Source organism: Acidovorax sp. GW821-FHT09A11, from assembly GCF_059418365.1.
This window is the reverse complement of sequence record NZ_JBWKPS010000006.1, coordinates 173,808-189,798: the sequence shown is the minus strand read 5'-3', so window position 1 is coordinate 189,798 and position 15,991 is coordinate 173,808. Positions and strand designations below refer to the sequence as shown.

Below are 15,991 nucleotides of genomic sequence, written 5' to 3'. Positions count from 1 at the left end.
ACCGTATGCGGACAAGGCGGTCATGCGGATTCCTTTGCTCTCGGAAACGGCGAGAGGGGCCGGCGGCGCCATCGCCAGGGGGATGCCGCCATCGTATTTTTGGACCGCCGGGCCTGTTGTAGGACGAATGAGCAACTGTGGCGCGGAGCGCGCCAGCCGGGAACGCCAGGGGAAGCCCGACCCGTTCCACGCGGGCAGGAATAAGCCGCCCACTCCCGCGCGGGGGAGGGGCGGCCAGGGAGTCAGGGGCGCCGCGCCACGGGCCGGGTCACCGGCGAACGTGCGCCCGCCGGCCTTCCTCAAGGAGCGGCGCCGCCGTCAGCCTGCGTCCTTGGATTTGCCGGATGTGGCGCCGGGATTGCTGGTGCTGCTGCTGCCCGTGGCACCGGCCTGGCCCTTGGAGGGGGACTGCTGGTTGCGCGAAGTGCGCCAGGTATTGAAGTCGTCGGAAAACTTCTCGTAGCGCTCCTTGCGCCACGACTGGTAGTCCTCGTCCAGCAGGCGCAGCTGTTCCTGCCGCCATTGCTGGTAGTCGGGGTCGTGGTGACCCTGGCGGCCCTGGGAGGGCCCGCGCAGCTCATCGTCGCTGCCCCAGTGCCCACCCCCTCGGGCATAGCCCGCGCGGTCCTGGTCCTGGTAGTCCCGGTAGTCGCTGTCGAAGCGGCTGTTCGGCGGGTGGTACATCTCCCGGCCATCGTTGCGGTAGCCGCCGCCTCCCTGGAACCGGTCCGGCGAGGAAAAACGGTCACGGCCCTCGCGCGGCGGCAGGCCCAGGCCAGCGTTGCCACGGTAGTCGTTGCGCACCATGCCGTACTGGCCGTACCGGTCATCCAGCTCGGGGGCGTAGCCCGGGCGCTGGTCATCGCGGTCCATGCTGCCGCGGTGGGCGCGTTCGGCATACCGCCCTTCGTCATGGTCCCGACCCATGCCATGGCGGGAAAAGCCGCTGTCATCACTGTCTCGATAACCCATTTTCAATTCTCCTGGTGTGTTGGTCCGTTCATGGTTGCTGGCTGGTCAGCCAGGGTTGCGAGGAAATGCCTGCCGGTGCCTACAAGGCCGGCTCAGCGCTGGTTCTGGGAAGAGCGGCGGGAAGAGTCGCCTTGCTGCTCGCGGCTTCCCTGGTTGCCGCTGGAGCCCGGGCGCTCGTTCTGCCCCTGCTGGCGGCTGCCGGAAGCGCCGGTGCTCTGCTCCGCCTGGCGGTTGCCCGAACTCTTGCGCTGGGAGTCGCTGTCGTCGGTGTATTGGTTGTGGCCTTGGGGGTTGTTGTTGGGCATGGAATATCTCCTGATGATCAAAAAAAATGCACACGAAGGCCGTGTGTGAATTCATTTTGAAAATCTGCGGCAGCGATTTCTGTAGGTTCCGTCCTATAGGCGGGTCGGTTTTTTTCCATGCGGCGGCGTCAGGCCACGCGCATGTGGCAGCGCGCAGGCGAGCGGGTGGCGGGGACGCGGCTGGCGCGGGGCCGAGCGGCCGCTGCGCGGCCGCAGGGGGCGAGTGCGGCCAGGGGGCCTAGGGGCATGCGGAGCGCCGACAATAGATAAATTGCTATTAAATATATAGCTTATGGCGCTTGTGTATCAAGCGCTGAGGTCTGTTTTCAATGAAAAATTGGCGGCGGCCCCCGCTCCGCAGGGGACTGCGCCAGGCCTGCCGTCAGTAGGTTTCCAGGTGCAGCCGCCCTTCGCGCTGGAGCACTGCGCCCACCTGTTCCCACTCCAGGCCGCTGTCGCGGGCGATGTCGCGCAGCGCCATCACCACGCCTTCTTCCATGCTCTTGAGGCCGCAGACATAGAAGTGGGTGTTCCCGTCGCGCAGCAGCGCGGCCAGGTCGGCGGCGCGCTCGCGCATCAGGTCCTGTACGTAGCGCCGGGGCTGCCCGGCCGTGCGCGAGAACGCGAGGTTGATGTCGATGAAGTCCTTGGGCAGGCTTTGCAGCGGGCCGAAGTAGGGCAGCTCCTGCTGGGTGCGCGCGCCGAAGAACAGCAGCAGCTTGCCGCCCTCGAACTTGCCGCTGCTGCGCAGGCGGCGGCGCCATTCGGTCATCGCGCGCATGGGCGCGCTGCCCGTGCCGGTGCAGATCATCACGATGTGCGAACGGGGGTGGTTGGGCATCAGGAACGAGCTGCCGAACGGCCCCACCACCTGCACCTTGTCGCCCACCTTCAGGTCGCACACGTAGTTGGAGGCCACGCCGCGCACGGCGTGGCCGTCGTGGTCGGTGGTCACGCGCTTCACGGTGAGCGCCAGGTTGTTGTAGCCGGGCCGCTCGCCGTTGCGCGGGCTGGCGATGGAGTATTGGCGCGCATGGTGCGCCTTGCCCAGCACGTCGGTGCCCGGCGGGACGATGCCGATGGACTGCCCCTCCAGCACCGGGAACGGCATACTGCCGAAGTCGAGCACGACGTGGTGCGTCTCGCTTTCAAAGCCTGCTTCGGTGCAGTTGAAGTTGCCCACCACCGTTGCCGTGGTGGGGCTCTTGGGCGGGAACAGGTTGGTGTAGGGGTGCGCGGCCGACCAGGGCGGCACGGTGGCGCCGTACTGGGCGGAACGGAAGGCCTGCGTGCCCGGCTCCACGGGTGCGGCCGGTGCAGGCGCCAGTGCGGTGTCCATGGCCGAGGGCGCTGCGCCTTCGGCGGCCAGCACATCGGGCGCCAGTTCTGGCGGCAGCGCTTCCCAGGTGAGCTGTTCTTCGATCGTGTACGCGCGCGCCACCGGCATGGTGCGCCAGTTGTCGATGGAACCCGTGGGGCAGGGCGAGATGCAGGCCATGCAGCCGTTGCACACGTCGGCCCGCACGACGTAATTGTTGTCGTCGTGCGTGATGGCGCCCACCGGGCAGGTCGCCTCGCAGGTGTTGCAGCGGATGCAGATCTCGGGGTCGATCAGGTGCTGCTTCAAGATGCCGTTGTCGATCAGCGTGGTGGTGTCCATATTTTTCTTCCAGCAAGTCTCCCGGCAGCGGCTCAGGGACTCAATTGAACCGGACGTACTCGAAATCGATAGGCTGGCGGTTGATGCCCATCACCGGGGGCGCGATCCAGCCGGCGAACTTGCCCGGCTCGACCACGCGGCCCATCAACGATGCCACGAAAGCGAAGTCTTCGGCGCTCGGCAGCCATTCATCGCGCTTGGCGGCCCATTCGACCTCGTTCACCACGCGGCCGTCGGGCGACATCTTGATGCCCGCCAGCGCACCGATCTGGCGGTTGAAAGCCTTGTGCGGCACCGACAGGCGCGTGGGAATCCCGGCCTTTTCCAGCACCTTGTTCCAGCGGCCCACGCCGGCCATCGAGTCCTTGATGAAGTCGTCGCGCAGCACCTCGTTCAAGGCGTTGAGCATGGGCACGTCCTTCTCCAGCAGCTGGCCGTCCTTGACCTCCAGCACCTTGTAGGTCTGGCCCTTGAGAATGTGGTCGTCCGTGCGCTTGCCTTCTTCGTAGCGGCCCTTGAGGCCCGAGCTGTAGAAGATGGCCGCGTTGCTCGACTGGTCGGCGCCGAACAGGTCGATGGTCACGCTGTAGTGGAAGTTGAGGTAGCGCTGCACCGTGCCGAGGTCGATGGCGCCGGCGGCGCGCACCTTGGCCGGGTCGTCGGTTTTCAGTTCGTTCATCACCTGCGCGGTGCGCGCCAGCACGCGCGAGACGCCGGATTCGCCCACGAACATGTGGTGGGCCTCTTCGGTCAGCATGAACTTGGTGGTGCGTGCCAGCGGGTCGAAGGCGCTTTCGGCCAGGGCCGAGAGCTGGAACTTGCCGTCGCGGTCGGTGAAGTAGGTGAACATGAAGAACGCCAGCCAGTCGGGCGTCTTCTCGTTGAAGGCGCCCAGGATGCGCGGGTTGTCCACGTCGCCCGAGGTGCGCTGCAGCAGTGCCTCGGCCTCCTCGCGGCCGTCGCGGCCGAAGTGCTTGTGCAGCAGGTAGACCATGGCCCAGAGGTGGCGGCCCTCTTCCACATTGATCTGGAACAGGTTGCGCAGGTCGTACATCGAAGGCGCCGTCAGGCCCAGGTGGCGCTGCTGCTCCACGCTCGCTGGCTCGGTGTCGCCCTGCGTGACGATGATGCGGCGCAGGTTGGCGCGGTGCTCGCCGGGCACGTCCTGCCAGGCCTTCTCGCCCTTGTGGTCGCCGAAGTGGATCTCGCGGTTGGCGTCGCCGGGGTTCAGGAAGATGCCCCAGCGGTAGTCGCGCATCTTCACGTGGCCGAACTGGGCCCAGCCCTGCGGGTCCACGCTCACGGCGGTGCGCAGGTAGACCTCGTGGTTGGTCGAGCCTTCGGGGCCCACGTCGTCCCACCAGTTGATGAAGTTGGGCTGCCAGCCTTCGAGCGCGCGCTGCAGCGTGCGGTCTTCGCCGAGGTTGACGTTGTTGGGGATCTTCTCGCTGTAGTTGATCGTGCTCATCGTTGTTCCTTGGGTTGTGCGGAGGGCTGCGGATTCAAACGCGGTTCAAGTCGAAGCCGGCCTTTTCGCCGGTGCCGTAGACCTTCAGCGCGCCCTTTTCGCCGACGGCGTTGGGGCGGTTGAAGATCCAGTTCTGCCAGGCCGTGAGCCGGCCGAAGATGCGCGTGGCCATGTTCTCCTTGCTGGCAAAGCGCAGGTTGGCCTCCAGCCCGGTCAGCGCGTCGGGCGACATGGCGGCGCGCTCCTCGATGGCCATGCGCAGTTCGTCGTCCCAGTCGATGTCGTCGGGCGCGGCGGTGACCAGGCCCAGGGCCAGGGCCTCGTCGGCGTCGAGCGGCTTGCCAGCCGCGGCGCGCGCGGCGTCGAGCGGCGCGGCCTCTTCATAGAAGCGGCGCTGCAGGCGGCTCTGGTCGTTCACCATGGGGAAGAAGCCGAAGTTGAATTCGTTGAGCACGAGCTTCGGCGCGCGCCCGGCGTCGTCGGGCAGGGCCAGCATGTAGGTGCGGTCGGCCGCGAAGGCCAGCTCGGCCAGCGTGCCGGCGAAGCACGAGCCCTCCTGCACCACCGCGAACAGGGTGCGCGAGGACACGTCCAGCCGTGCCAGCGCGCGGCGCAGCGCACCGATGGTCTCGCGCACCAGCCAGTGGTCCTTGTGGGCCAGCATCACCGCGTCGGAGGCGAGCACGGCCTGCGCGTCGCCCTCGGTCTTGAGCAGCCAGGTGCCGATGTCGAGCTCGTTGGTGCGGAGGTTGAGGATGGCGTCGTCGAGCTCGCGCGCCAGGGCCAGCGGCCACCAGGCGGCCCCAGTGGCCTCGATGGCCGCGATGTCGGCGGGCTGTGCGCCGGTGGGCGCCTTCAGCGTGAGGGTGGCCGTGCGCCTGGCGCGGTCGATCTGCACCTCGACATGCGAATAGCGCAGGCTGTCCGCGCCGTCCTCGCGCTCCAGGCGGGTCAGGGCCACGCCCTGGGCGCCGACCGGGCGGTCGCTGCCGACGGCCAGCTCGGTGGCGCGCGCCTGCACGGCGGCGGCGAACTGGGCAGGTTTGGCCACCGCATCCACCAGGCGCCAGTCCACCGCGCGCTGGCCGCGCACGCCTTCGACGCTGGTGCAGAAAATGTCCGCCAGGTCGTGGCGCACGTGGCGCTTGTCGGTCACGCGGGTCAGTCCGCCGGTGCCGGGCAGAACGCCCAGCAGCGGCACCTCGGGCAGCGACACCGAGGAAGAGCGGTCGTCCACCAGCAGGATCTCGTCGCAGGCCAGGGCCAGTTCGTAGCCGCCGCCCGCGCAGGCACCGTTCACGGCGGCGAGGAACTTCAGGCCGGAGTGCTTCGACGAATCCTCGATGCCGTTGCGCGTCTCGTTGGTGAACTTGCAGAAGTTCACCTTCCAGGCGTGGCTGGAGACGCCCAGCATGAAGATGTTGGCGCCGGAGCAGAAGATGCGGTCCTTGCCGCTGGTGACGATGACGGTGCGCACGCCCGGGTGCTCGAAGCGCACGCGGTTGAGCGCGTCGTTGAGCTCGATGTCCACGCCCAGGTCGTAGCTGTTGAGCTTGAGCTTGTAGCCGGGGCGGATGCCGCCGTCTTCGGCGATGTCGAGCGACAGGCGGGCCAACGGACCCTCGACCGCCAGTTTCCAATGGCGGTACTGCGTGGGATCGGTGCGGTAGTCAACGCGGGAGGGTGCGGTGGTCTGGGCGGTCATGGGGCGTCTCCGTCAAAAACTGCGAACAGGAATAATAATGCATAAATCCATCAACTGATGTGCATCATGATGCATGTTTGCGAGCGAGTCAATGCATGCCGCGGTTTTTTGCTGGATTTATGGCGCGCGGGGGCGCCGGGGTGTCAGTGCGGCGGGTGGGTCATCAGCTTGCGCACCCCGGCGCGCAGCTGCCGCAGGCTTTCCTCGAGGTTCTGCCCCGAGGTGTCGATGGTGAGATCGGCCTTGGAATAGAAGGCGGCCCGGCCTTCCAGGATGCGGCGCAGGTCGTCCATGGCTTCCTTGCTCGCGGCCATGGGGCGCATGTCGCCCTGGGCCAGCACGCGGCCCATGTGCTCCTCGGGGGCGGCGCGCAGCCACACGGTGGTGCAGTGCGCGAGCAGTTCGTTGAAGGTGGCGGGGTCCGAGACGATGCCGCCGGGGGTGGCGATCACCACCTCGCTGTGGATCTGCACGATCTCTTCGAGCGCGCGGCGCTCGTAGCGGCGGTAGGCGGTGGTGCCGTACAGGTCGTGGATCTCGCGCACGCTGCAGCCCGCCAGGGTTTCGATCTCGCGGCTCAGCTCGATGAACGGCACGTCCAGGTCGCGTGCCAGCAAAGGCCCCAGCGTGGACTTGCCCGCGCCCCGCAGCCCCACGAGCGCGATGCGCCGGTGGCGCGCCGTGTCGCTCGCGCCGCTGCTCAGCAGCTCATGCAGCGCCAGCCGCGCGCGGCGCAGCTCGGGTTCGCTGCGGTGCTCCAGCAGTTCGCGGATCAGCAGCCATTCGGGCGAACGGGTGGTGAAGTCGCCCACCAGCTCGGCCAGCGAGCAATGCAGCGCGCCCGCCACCTGCTGCAGCACCAGGATGGACGCGTTGCCCGTGCCGTACTCCAGGTTGGCAAGGTGCCGCTCCGACACATCGGCCGCCATGGCCACCGCCTTGCGCGTGAGCCCGCGCTGCGCCCGCAGGTTGCGAACGCGTTCGCCGAGGGCGGCGAGCAGGGGGTTGCGGGCCTCTTCGGTGGGCGCAGCCGTGCCGCCGCCAGCGAAAGGTGGCAGGGTGACTGTGTCTTCTTGTTCGTTCATGTCCATCCTCGTTCACGTCGGCTGCGGCGTGGCATTTTGCGGTGCGTGCCCCGGGCTTCAAACGCTTTTGAAGGCGTTCGGCCGCCGCTAGGGGAAAACACCATACATGCACTATAGTGCTTGACACTGCATCAAGCATTAACTATTGTTCGTGTGTAGGCAAGATACTGCACATTGCTCCATCCCACAAGAACACATATCAAGCCTTGTGCACGCTGCACTCCATTGTCCCAGCCACCCACGAGTCGCCATGTCCGATAAAGCAGCATTTCATGAAGCCCTGTCCGCATTGACGGGCCAGATCGCGGGCCGTGCCCTGGACGGCGACCTGCAGGCCTGGCTCAACCAGACCCACGGGCCCGCCAGCGCGGCCTACCAGCAGCTCAAGGCGGGGTGCCTGGCCGGCGTGGCGCAGGGCTGGCTCTGCGAGCGCGAGGGCGGCGGCATCCGCTACGGCCGCGTCTTCAAGGCAGACGACGCGCTGCACCGCTTCTCGGTGGATGTGGTGGACATGCAGGACATCGCCGGCCCGCACCATACCCATCCGCTGGGCGAGATCGACCTGATCATGCCGCTGGAGGGCGACGCCACCTTCGACGGGCATCCCGCCGGCTGGTGCGTGTACCCGCCCGGCAGTGCCCACCGCCCCACCGTGGCGCAGGGCCGCTCGCTGGTGCTCTACCTGCTGCCCGAAGGGCAAATCCAGTTCAGCAAGTGAAACACCCCCCTGAGTCGCTTCGCGCCTTCCGCCTCTCTCATATTGCTCCGCAATCTGGGAGGGGGACGCCCCCCGGTGCACGCAAGCGGAATGCCGCCTGCGCGGCATGGCGGCCCTTGCACGGCGACGCTGGCCGGGACCATGCCCATTTCGTGCGCCGCGCGCTGATGACCGATAACCCGCTTTTTTTTCTGCCTATCTCTCTATCTGTATGACCGAACTGCTCCCCAACTACGCCGCCGGACGCTGGCAAACCGGCCAGGGCCCGGGCGCCGTGCTCAAGGACCCGGTGCTGGGCCATGACCTGGTGCGCGTGGATGCCACCGGGCTCGACCTGCCCGAGGCCTTCCGGTTCGCCCGCGAGCAGGGCGGCTCGGCCTTGCGTGCGTTGACCTACCGGCAGCGTGCCGCTCTCCTGGGCGCCGTGGTCAAGGTTCTGCAAACCCACCGCGACGCCTACTACGAGATCGCCACGGCCAACGCCGGCACGGTCAAGAACGACTCCGCCGTGGACATCGACGGCGGCATCTTCACGCTGGGCCAGTACGCCAAATGGGGCGACGCGCTGGGCGATGTGCGCGTGCTGCGCGATGGCGATGCCGCCCGGCTCGGCAAGGAGCCCGTGTTCCTGTCGCAGCACCTGCAGGTGCCCACGCGCGGCGTGGCGTTGTTCATCAATGCCTTCAACTTCCCGGCCTGGGGGCTGTGGGAAAAGGCGGCGCCCGCGCTGCTCTCCGGCGTGCCGGTGATCGTCAAGCCCGCCACGTCCACGGCCTGGCTCACGCAGCGCATGGTGCGCGATGTGGTCGATGCGGGCGTGCTGCCGGCGGGCGCGCTGTCGGTCATCGCAGGCAGCTCGGCCGGGCTCATGGACCAGCTCGGGCCGTTCGACGTGGTCTCGTTCACCGGCTCGGCGGACACGGCCGGCATCATCCGCGCGCACCCTGCGGTGGCCCAGCGCTCGGTGCGCGCCAACATCGAGGCCGACAGCCTCAACAGCGCCTTGCTGCTGCCCGATGCGGCGCCCGGCAGCGACGCCTTCAACCTGCTGGTGCGCGAAGTGGTGCGCGAGATGACCGTCAAGTCGGGCCAGAAATGCACCGCCATCCGCCGCATCCTGGTGCCGGCAGGCGTGTACGGCGCTGCGGCCGAGGCCATCGGCGCCAAGCTCGCGGGCGTGACGGTGGGCAACCCCCGCAACGACGGCGTGCGCATGGGCTCGCTCGTCAGCACTGCCCAACTGCACGCCGTGCGCGAAGGGCTTGCGCAGCTGTGCGCCCACGCCGACATCCTGCACGACGGCCGCCACCAGCCGCTGGTGGATGCCGACCCCGCCGTGGCCGCCTGCATCGGCCCGGTGCTGCTGGGTGTGCACGACGCCGATGCGGCGGCCGTGGTGCACGAGGTCGAGGTGTTCGGCCCCGTGGCCACGCTGGTGCCCTACCGCGATGTGGACCACGCTGTGGCGCTGGCACAGCGCGGCCAGGGGTCGCTGGTGGCATCGCTGTACGGGGCCGACGAGGCCGCGCTGGGGCATGCCGCCGTGCAGCTCGCAGCCAGCCATGGCCGCGTGCACGTGGTGACGCCCGACGTCGCCCAGGCCCACACCGGCCACGGCAACGTGATGCCCATGTCGCTGCACGGCGGCCCGGGGCGTGCGGGCGGCGGGGCAGAGCTGGGAGGCCTGCGGGCGCTGGGCTTCTACCACCAGCGCAGCGCCGTGCAGGCCAGCCCCGGTGTGCTGGCCGCGCTCGGCCTCTGACCGCCCAGGCGCAGACCACAGCAGCCGCCAGCCAGCACGCACCACCAGAAAAACGCCAGCGAACCACGGAGACATCGCCATGACCACCCTGCCAGAGCGTTTCAACTTTGCACAGCACCTGTTCGACCTGAACCGCGACCACGCGCAGCGCACGGCCTACATCGACGACCGCGGCATGCTGAGCTACGGCGACCTGCAGGACCGCGCCCGGCGCCTGGCCGGTGTGCTGGTGGATGCCGGCCTGCGGCGCGAAGAGCGGGTGCTGATGCTCATGCACGACACCAGTGACTGGCCCGTGTGCTTTCTGGGCTGCCTGTACGCCGGCGTGGTGCCCGTGGCGGTGAACACGCTGCTCACGGCGGACGACTACGCCTACATGCTGGGCCACAGCCGCGCGCAGGCCGTGCTGGTCTCGGGCGCGCTGCTGCCCGTCCTGCAAGACGCGATGGCGCGCGGTGGCCATGAGGTGTCGGCGCTGTGGGTGTCGCAGCCCACGCAGGCACTCCCAGCCGGCGCCGTGGGCCTGGACGAGGCCATTGCCAGCGCCCAGCGCCTGCCAGCGCCCGCAGCCACCGGGCCCGACGACCCGGGCTTCTGGCTGTATTCGTCGGGCTCCACCGGCAAGCCCAAGGGCACGGTGCATACCCACGGCAACCTCTGGTGGACGGCCGAGCTGTACGGCAAGCCCGTGCTGGGCCTCACGCGCGACGATGTGTGTTTCTCGGCGGCCAAGCTCTACTTCGCCTACGGGCTGGGCAATGCGCTGACGTTCCCGCTGTCGGTGGGCGCCACGGTGGTGCTGATGGCCGAGCGGCCCACGCCCGATGCCACCTTTCAGCGCTGGGTGGACCACCGGCCCACCGTGTTCTTCGGTGCGCCCACCGGCTTTGCGGGCATGCTCGCATCGCCCCGGCTGCCGGCGCGCGCCCAGGTGGCGCTGCGCATGTGCTCGTCCGCCGGCGAGGCGCTGCCCGCCGAGATCGCGCAGCGCTTCAAGACGCACTTCGGCTGCGACATCATCGACGGCATCGGCTCCACCGAGATGCTGCACATCTTCCTGTCCAACCGGCCCGGCGACATCCGCTACGGCAGCACCGGCAAGCCCGTGCCAGGCTACGACATCGAGCTGCGCGGCGAAGACGGGCGCGCCGTGGCGGATGGCGAAGTTGGCGACCTGTACATCCGCGGCCCCAGCGCCGCCCTCATGTACTGGAACAACCGCGAGAAGACACGCGACACCTTCCAGGGCGGCTGGACCAAGAGCGGCGACAAGTATGTGCGCGACGCCGAGGGCTACTACACCTATGCCGGGCGCAGCGATGACATGCTCAAGGTCAGCGGCATCTACGTCTCGCCTTTCGAGGTCGAGGCCACGCTGATGCAGCATGCGGCCGTGCTGGAGGCCGCCGTCATCGGCACGCAGGACGGCGAGGGCCTGACCAAGACCAAGGCCTTCGTCGTGCTCAAGGACGGCCAGGCCGCCACGGAAGAGGAGCTCAAGGTCTTCGTCAAGGACCGCCTGGCGCCCTACAAGTACCCCCGCTTCATCGAGTTCGTGCCCGAGCTGCCCAAGACCGCCACCGGCAAGATCCAGCGCTTTCGCCTGCGCGAGCAGGAGGCCCGGGCATGAGCGCCACGGCCAGCTCCGGCGACGCGGCGTCTCTGGCCAGTATCTCCTGGCGGGGGCAGGCCGTGCAGGTCGAGTACCAGTGGATAGCGCCCGAGCGCACGCAGGCGCCGCTGGTGGTCTTTCTGCACGAAGGGCTGGGCTCGCTGGCGATGTGGAAGGACTTCCCGCAGCGGCTGTGCGCGGACGGCGGCTTTCGGGGCCTGGTGTTCTCCCGCCCCGGCTACGGCCGCTCCACGCCGCGCGCGGCCGATGAACGCTGGGGCGTGGACTTCATGCACCGGCAGGCCGAGGAGGTGTTACCCGCGCTGCTGCAGGCGCTGGGCGTGAGCGAAGCGCCCTGGCTGTTCGGCCACAGCGACGGCGCCTCCATCGCGCTGCTGTACGCCGCGCGCTTTCCGGAGCGCGTGGCGGGCCTGGTGATGCTGGCGCCGCACATCTTCGTCGAGGACGTGACCATCGCCAACATCGAGCTGGCGCGCACGGCCTATGAAACCACCGACCTTCGAAGCAAGCTTGGCCGCTACCACGACGACGTGGACTCGGCCTTCTGGGGCTGGAACCGCATCTGGCTCGACCCCGCATTTCGCGCGTGGAACATCGAAGCGGACATCACCGCCGTGCGCGCCCCCGTGCTGGCCGTGCAGGGCCTTGACGACGAATACGGAACGCTGGCGCAGATCCGCGGCATTGCCGAGCGCGTGCCGGGCACCCGCCTGCTGGAGCTGCCCGCCTGCGCGCATTCCCCCCACCGTGACCGGCCCGGCGACGTGATCGCCGAGACGGTGGCGTTCATCACGACAACATCCAGGAGACAACCATGACATCTCGCTACGCACGCACGGCATTCGCAGCGCTGGCACTGGCCTGCGGCGCCACCGCAGGCACGGCCCAGACCACCGACAAGCTCAAGGTGGGTCTCATGCTGCCGTTCAGCGGCACCTTCAGCGCGCTGGGCGTTGCCATCGAGAACGGCTTTCGGCTGCACGTGGCCGAGCAGGGCGGCAAGCTCGCGGGCCGCGAGATCGAGTTCTTCAAGGTCGATGATGAATCGGACCCTGCCAAGGCCACCGATAACGTCAACAAGCTCATCAAGCGCGACGGCGTGGACGTGATCGTCGGCACCGTGCATTCGGGCGTCGCCACGGCGATGGCGCGCGCCGCCAAGCAAAGCGGCACCCTGCTCATCGTGCCCAACGCGGGTGCGGACGCGGTCACGGGCGCGCTGTGCGCGCAGAACATCTTCCGTTCGTCGTTCTCCAACTGGCAGTCGTCCTACGGCATGGGCACCGTGGCCGCGAAGCAGGAGAAGAAAAAGACCGCCGTCACCATCACCTGGAAGTACGCCGCCGGCGACGAGATGACCGAGGCCTTCAAGGAAGGCTTTGAAAAGGAAGGCGGCAAGGTCGTCAAGCAGCTCACCGTGCCGTTCCCGAACGTGGAGTTCCAGGCGCTGCTCACCGAGATCGCGGCCACCAAGCCCGACGTGGTGTTCGCATTCTTCGCGGGCGGCGGCGCGGTCAAGTTCGTCAAGGACTACGCGGCCGCCGGGCTGAACAAGGTCACGCCGCTGTACGGCTCGGGCTTTCTGACCGACGGCACGCTGGAGGCGCAGGGCGATGCCGCGCAGGGCCTGCTCACCACCCTGCACTACGCCGACGGCCTGAATACCCCGCGCGACAACGCGTTCCGCACCGCCTACGCCAAGTCCTTCAAGCTGCAGCCCGACGTGTACGCGGTGCAGGGCTACGACGCCGCCCAGATCCTGGCCACGGGCCTGAAGGCCGTGAAGGGCGACATCGCGAAGAAGGCCGATTTCGCCGCCGCCGTGCAGAAAGCCACCATCGACAGCCCGCGCGGCCCCTTCACCATGAGCCGCGCCCACAACCCCGTGCAGGACATCTACCTGCGCAAGGTGGACGGCAAGGAGAACAAGGTCGTCGGCGTGGCCGCCAAGGCGCTGGCCGACCCCGCGCGCGGCTGCAAGCTGTAAACGGCTGGCTGACCGTCTCCGTCAACACAGGACACACCTTCCATGGACATCGGCACCTTCCTGGTCCAGTGCCTGAACTCGGTCCAGTACGGGCTGCTGCTGTTTCTGGTGGCATCCGGGCTGACGCTGATCTTCGGCATCATGGGCGTGATCAATCTCGCGCACGGCAGCTTCTACATGATCGGCGCCTACATGGCGTTCGCGCTGTCGCCGCTGTTCGGCGACCAGTTCCTCGTCATGCTGCTCGCGGGCATCGCGCTGGCGGCGGTGCTGGGCTACCTGCTGGAGTGGGCGTTCTTCAGCTACCTGTACCAGCGCGACCACCTGCAGCAGGTGCTGATGACCTACGGGCTCATCCTCGTGTTCGAGGAACTGCGCTCGCTGCTGGTGGGCAACGACGTGCACGGCGTCAAGGCGCCTGCGTGGCTCGATGGCAGCTTCGCGCTGGGCGAACTCATGAGCTACCCGTGGTACCGCCTTTTCGCGTCGGCGGCCTGCATCGTGCTGGCCGTGGGGCTGTACTGGGTGGTCAACCGCACCCGCCTGGGCATGATGGTGCGCGCTGGCGCCAGCAACCGCGACATGGTGCGCGGCCTGGGCATCGACATCCGGCGGCTGTACCGCATCGTCTTCGCGGCGGGCGTGGCGCTGGCGGCGCTGGCCGGGATGATCGCCGCGCCCATGTCCTCGGTGTACCCCAACATGGGCGCCAGCGTGCTCATCATCTGCTTCGTGGTGGTGGTCATCGGGGGCATCGGCTCCATCACCGGGGCGCTGGTGGCGTCGCTGCTGGTGGGGTTTGTCGATACCTTCGGCAAGGTGTTCTTCGCGGAGATCAGCGGCATGGGCGTGTACCTGCTGATGGCGGGCATCCTGATCTGGCGGCCGGAAGGCCTGATGGGGCGCAAGGCATGAGCGCCGTGCACCCCACCACCGCCGCCGCGCCTGCTGACACCGCCACTGCGCCGCGCGGCGGCTGGCGCATGCGCGCACTGCTGCCCGCCGCCGTGGCCATGGCCGCCGCCATCGCCGGGCCGCTGCTGGGCCCCTACTGGGCCGACCTGCTGGTCAAGGTCATGATCCTGTCGATCTTCGCGCTCAGCCTGGAACTGCTGGTGGGCATGACGGGGCTGGTGAGCCTGGGGCATGCGGCCTTCTACGGCATCGGCGCCTATGCCACCGTGCTGGGCTCGGGGGCGGAGGGCGGCAACCTCATCGTGCTGATGCTGGGCGCCATGGGGGCGGCTGCGCTGTACGCGCTGTGCGTGGGCGCCCTGAGCCTGCGCACCCGCGGGGTGTACTTCATCATGGTCACCCTGGCCTTTGCGCAGATGGCGTTCTTCGTGTTCCACGACACCAAGGTGGGCGGCGGCAGCGACGGCATCTACCTGGACGTGCGGCCCACGCTTGGCGGCCTCAGCCTGGAGTCGCGCCACGCTCTTTTTTACCTGGTGCTGGCGGCATTGGCGGGCACCTACGGCCTGCTGGCGCTGGTGCGCAGATCGCGCTTCGGGGCGGCGCTGGCGGGCATCCGGGTGAACGAGCAGCGCATGCGCGCCGCGGGGTTCGCCACCTATGGCTACAAGCTGGCGGCCTTCGTGATGGCAGGGGCGCTGGCGGGGCTCGCGGGCTCCCTGCTGGCCGTGCGCGATGGCGTGGTGAACCCGGAGCTGCTGTCCTGGCACACCTCGGGCGACGTGCTGCTCATGGTCATCCTCGGGGGCATGGGGCATCTGCGCGGCGCGGTGATCGGGGCGGTGGTGTTCACGCTGCTCAAGGAGCTGCTGTCCACCCACGCCCTCATGGGGCCGTTGGCAGACCACTGGCAGCTCACCCTGGGCCTGACCATCATCGTGTTCGTCGCGGTGCTGCCGCAGGGGCTTATGGGCCTGGCGCAGCGTTTGGGACAACCCATCGGAAAGGGCGGAAAGGCATGAGCGCTCAACCCCTGCTGTCCGTGCAAGGGCTCACGCGCCGGTTCGGTGGCCTGGTGGCGGTGAATGCCGTCACGCTCGACCTGCGCCAAGGCGAGGTCCACGCGGTCATCGGCACCAACGGCGCGGGCAAGTCCACCCTGATCAACATGCTGTCGGGCGAGATCGAAGCGTCCGAGGGGCGCATCACCCTGGGCGGGCAGGACATCACCCGCCAGTCGCAGGCGCGCCGCGCGCTGGCGGGCGTCGGGCGCAGCTACCAGCGCACCACGATCTTCCCGGAGTTCACCGTGCACGAGAACTGCCGCCTGGCCGCGCAGGCCGCCACGCCCCGGCCCTGGGCCTTGTGGCAGGCGGCGCGCCACTGCGCCGACAGCAATGCCACCGCCGCGGCGGCGCTGCAGGCGGCCGGGCTTGCGGCAGACGCACGGCGCACCGCCGGTGCGCTGAGCCACGGCGCCAAGCGCCAGCTCGAGGTGGCCATGTGCATCGCCACCCGGCCGCGCGTGCTGCTGCTGGACGAGCCGCTTGCCGGCATGGGCGCGGAGGAGACCGAGCGCATGCTGGCGCTGCTGGCCGACCTGAAACCGCACCACGCCATCCTGTTGGTCGAGCACGACATGGACGCCGTGTTCCGCATCGCCGACCGCATCACCGTCATGGTCAACGGCACGGTCATCGCCAGCGGCGGCCCGGCAGAGATCCGCAACAACCCCGAGGTGCGCACCGCCTACCTCGGAGAAGGGCATTGATGTGATGACC

At 68.5% G+C, this 15,991-nt stretch carries 14 protein-coding genes; 8 read left to right on the top strand and 6 right to left on the bottom strand.

Translation table 11 applies throughout. The features are described from left to right. Positions 1–318: 318 nt before the first annotated feature. The 6 genes from AC07PV_RS17265 to AC07PV_RS17240 all read right to left on the bottom strand — a co-directional run bounded on the left by AC07PV_RS17265 (position 319) and on the right by AC07PV_RS17240 (position 7,195). Complete coding sequence (locus tag AC07PV_RS17265; RefSeq protein WP_369643373.1) at positions 319–972, bottom strand: hypothetical protein; 654 nt, start codon at positions 970–972, stop codon at positions 319–321. Between the two features lie 92 nt (positions 973–1,064). Then, complete coding sequence (locus tag AC07PV_RS17260; protein WP_369643372.1) at positions 1,065–1,277, bottom strand: hypothetical protein; 213 nt, start codon at positions 1,275–1,277, stop codon at positions 1,065–1,067. A gap of 382 nt (positions 1,278–1,659) precedes the next feature. Next, on the bottom strand, positions 1,660–2,937 hold the full coding sequence (boxA, locus tag AC07PV_RS17255) for a benzoyl-CoA 2,3-epoxidase subunit BoxA (protein WP_494630873.1): 1,278 nt from the start codon (positions 2,935–2,937) through the stop codon (positions 1,660–1,662). Between the two features lie 40 nt (positions 2,938–2,977). Continuing rightward, positions 2,978–4,405: a benzoyl-CoA 2,3-epoxidase subunit BoxB gene (gene boxB / locus AC07PV_RS17250; RefSeq protein WP_492244599.1), complete on the bottom strand. Its 1,428-nt coding sequence runs from the start codon at positions 4,403–4,405 to the stop codon at positions 2,978–2,980. 34 nt (positions 4,406–4,439) lie between these two features. Then, entirely contained in the window at positions 4,440–6,110 is a 1,671-nt protein-coding gene (gene boxC / locus AC07PV_RS17245) for a 2,3-epoxybenzoyl-CoA dihydrolase (protein WP_494630871.1), read from the bottom strand. A 143-nt stretch (positions 6,111–6,253) separates the two neighbouring features. Beyond that, positions 6,254–7,195 (bottom strand): helix-turn-helix transcriptional regulator, encoded by a 942-nt coding sequence (locus AC07PV_RS17240; RefSeq protein ID WP_369643368.1) that lies wholly within the window; start codon positions 7,193–7,195, stop codon positions 6,254–6,256. Between the two features lie 250 nt (positions 7,196–7,445). On the opposite strand from AC07PV_RS17240, the gene AC07PV_RS17235 reads away from it, so the two are divergent. From AC07PV_RS17235 to AC07PV_RS17200, 8 genes are all read left to right on the top strand, one after another. Next, positions 7,446–7,913 (top strand): 4-hydroxylaminobenzoate lyase, encoded by a 468-nt coding sequence (locus AC07PV_RS17235; protein WP_218296132.1) that lies wholly within the window; start codon positions 7,446–7,448, stop codon positions 7,911–7,913. A gap of 211 nt (positions 7,914–8,124) precedes the next feature. After that, a complete protein-coding gene (locus tag AC07PV_RS17230) occupies positions 8,125–9,675 on the top strand; it encodes a 3,4-dehydroadipyl-CoA semialdehyde dehydrogenase (protein WP_492806907.1) in 1,551 nt (516 codons plus the stop codon). Positions 9,676–9,754: 79 nt separating this feature from the next. Further along, the gene (locus AC07PV_RS17225; protein ID WP_494630870.1) at positions 9,755–11,305 is read left to right on the top strand and encodes a benzoate-CoA ligase family protein; all 1,551 of its coding nucleotides are present in this window, start codon (positions 9,755–9,757) and stop codon (positions 11,303–11,305) included. After that, entirely contained in the window at positions 11,302–12,126 is an 825-nt protein-coding gene (locus tag AC07PV_RS17220; RefSeq protein ID WP_218296129.1) for an alpha/beta fold hydrolase, read from the top strand. The genes AC07PV_RS17225 and AC07PV_RS17220 overlap by 4 nt, the downstream gene beginning before the upstream one ends. Then, positions 12,123–13,295, top strand: a complete 1,173-nt coding sequence (locus AC07PV_RS17215; RefSeq protein ID WP_218296128.1) for an ABC transporter substrate-binding protein — start codon at positions 12,123–12,125, stop codon at positions 13,293–13,295. The genes AC07PV_RS17220 and AC07PV_RS17215 overlap by 4 nt, the downstream gene beginning before the upstream one ends. Before the next feature lie 42 nt (positions 13,296–13,337). After that, positions 13,338–14,210: a branched-chain amino acid ABC transporter permease gene (locus tag AC07PV_RS17210; RefSeq protein ID WP_218339737.1), complete on the top strand. Its 873-nt coding sequence runs from the start codon at positions 13,338–13,340 to the stop codon at positions 14,208–14,210. 68 nt (positions 14,211–14,278) lie between these two features. Further along, entirely contained in the window at positions 14,279–15,232 is a 954-nt protein-coding gene (locus AC07PV_RS17205) for a branched-chain amino acid ABC transporter permease (RefSeq protein WP_218339937.1), read from the top strand. After that, the gene (locus AC07PV_RS17200; protein WP_492253877.1) at positions 15,229–15,981 is read left to right on the top strand and encodes an ABC transporter ATP-binding protein; all 753 of its coding nucleotides are present in this window, start codon (positions 15,229–15,231) and stop codon (positions 15,979–15,981) included. Before AC07PV_RS17205 ends, AC07PV_RS17200 begins: the two co-directional genes overlap by 4 nt. The last annotated feature ends 10 nt before the right edge of the window (positions 15,982–15,991 follow it).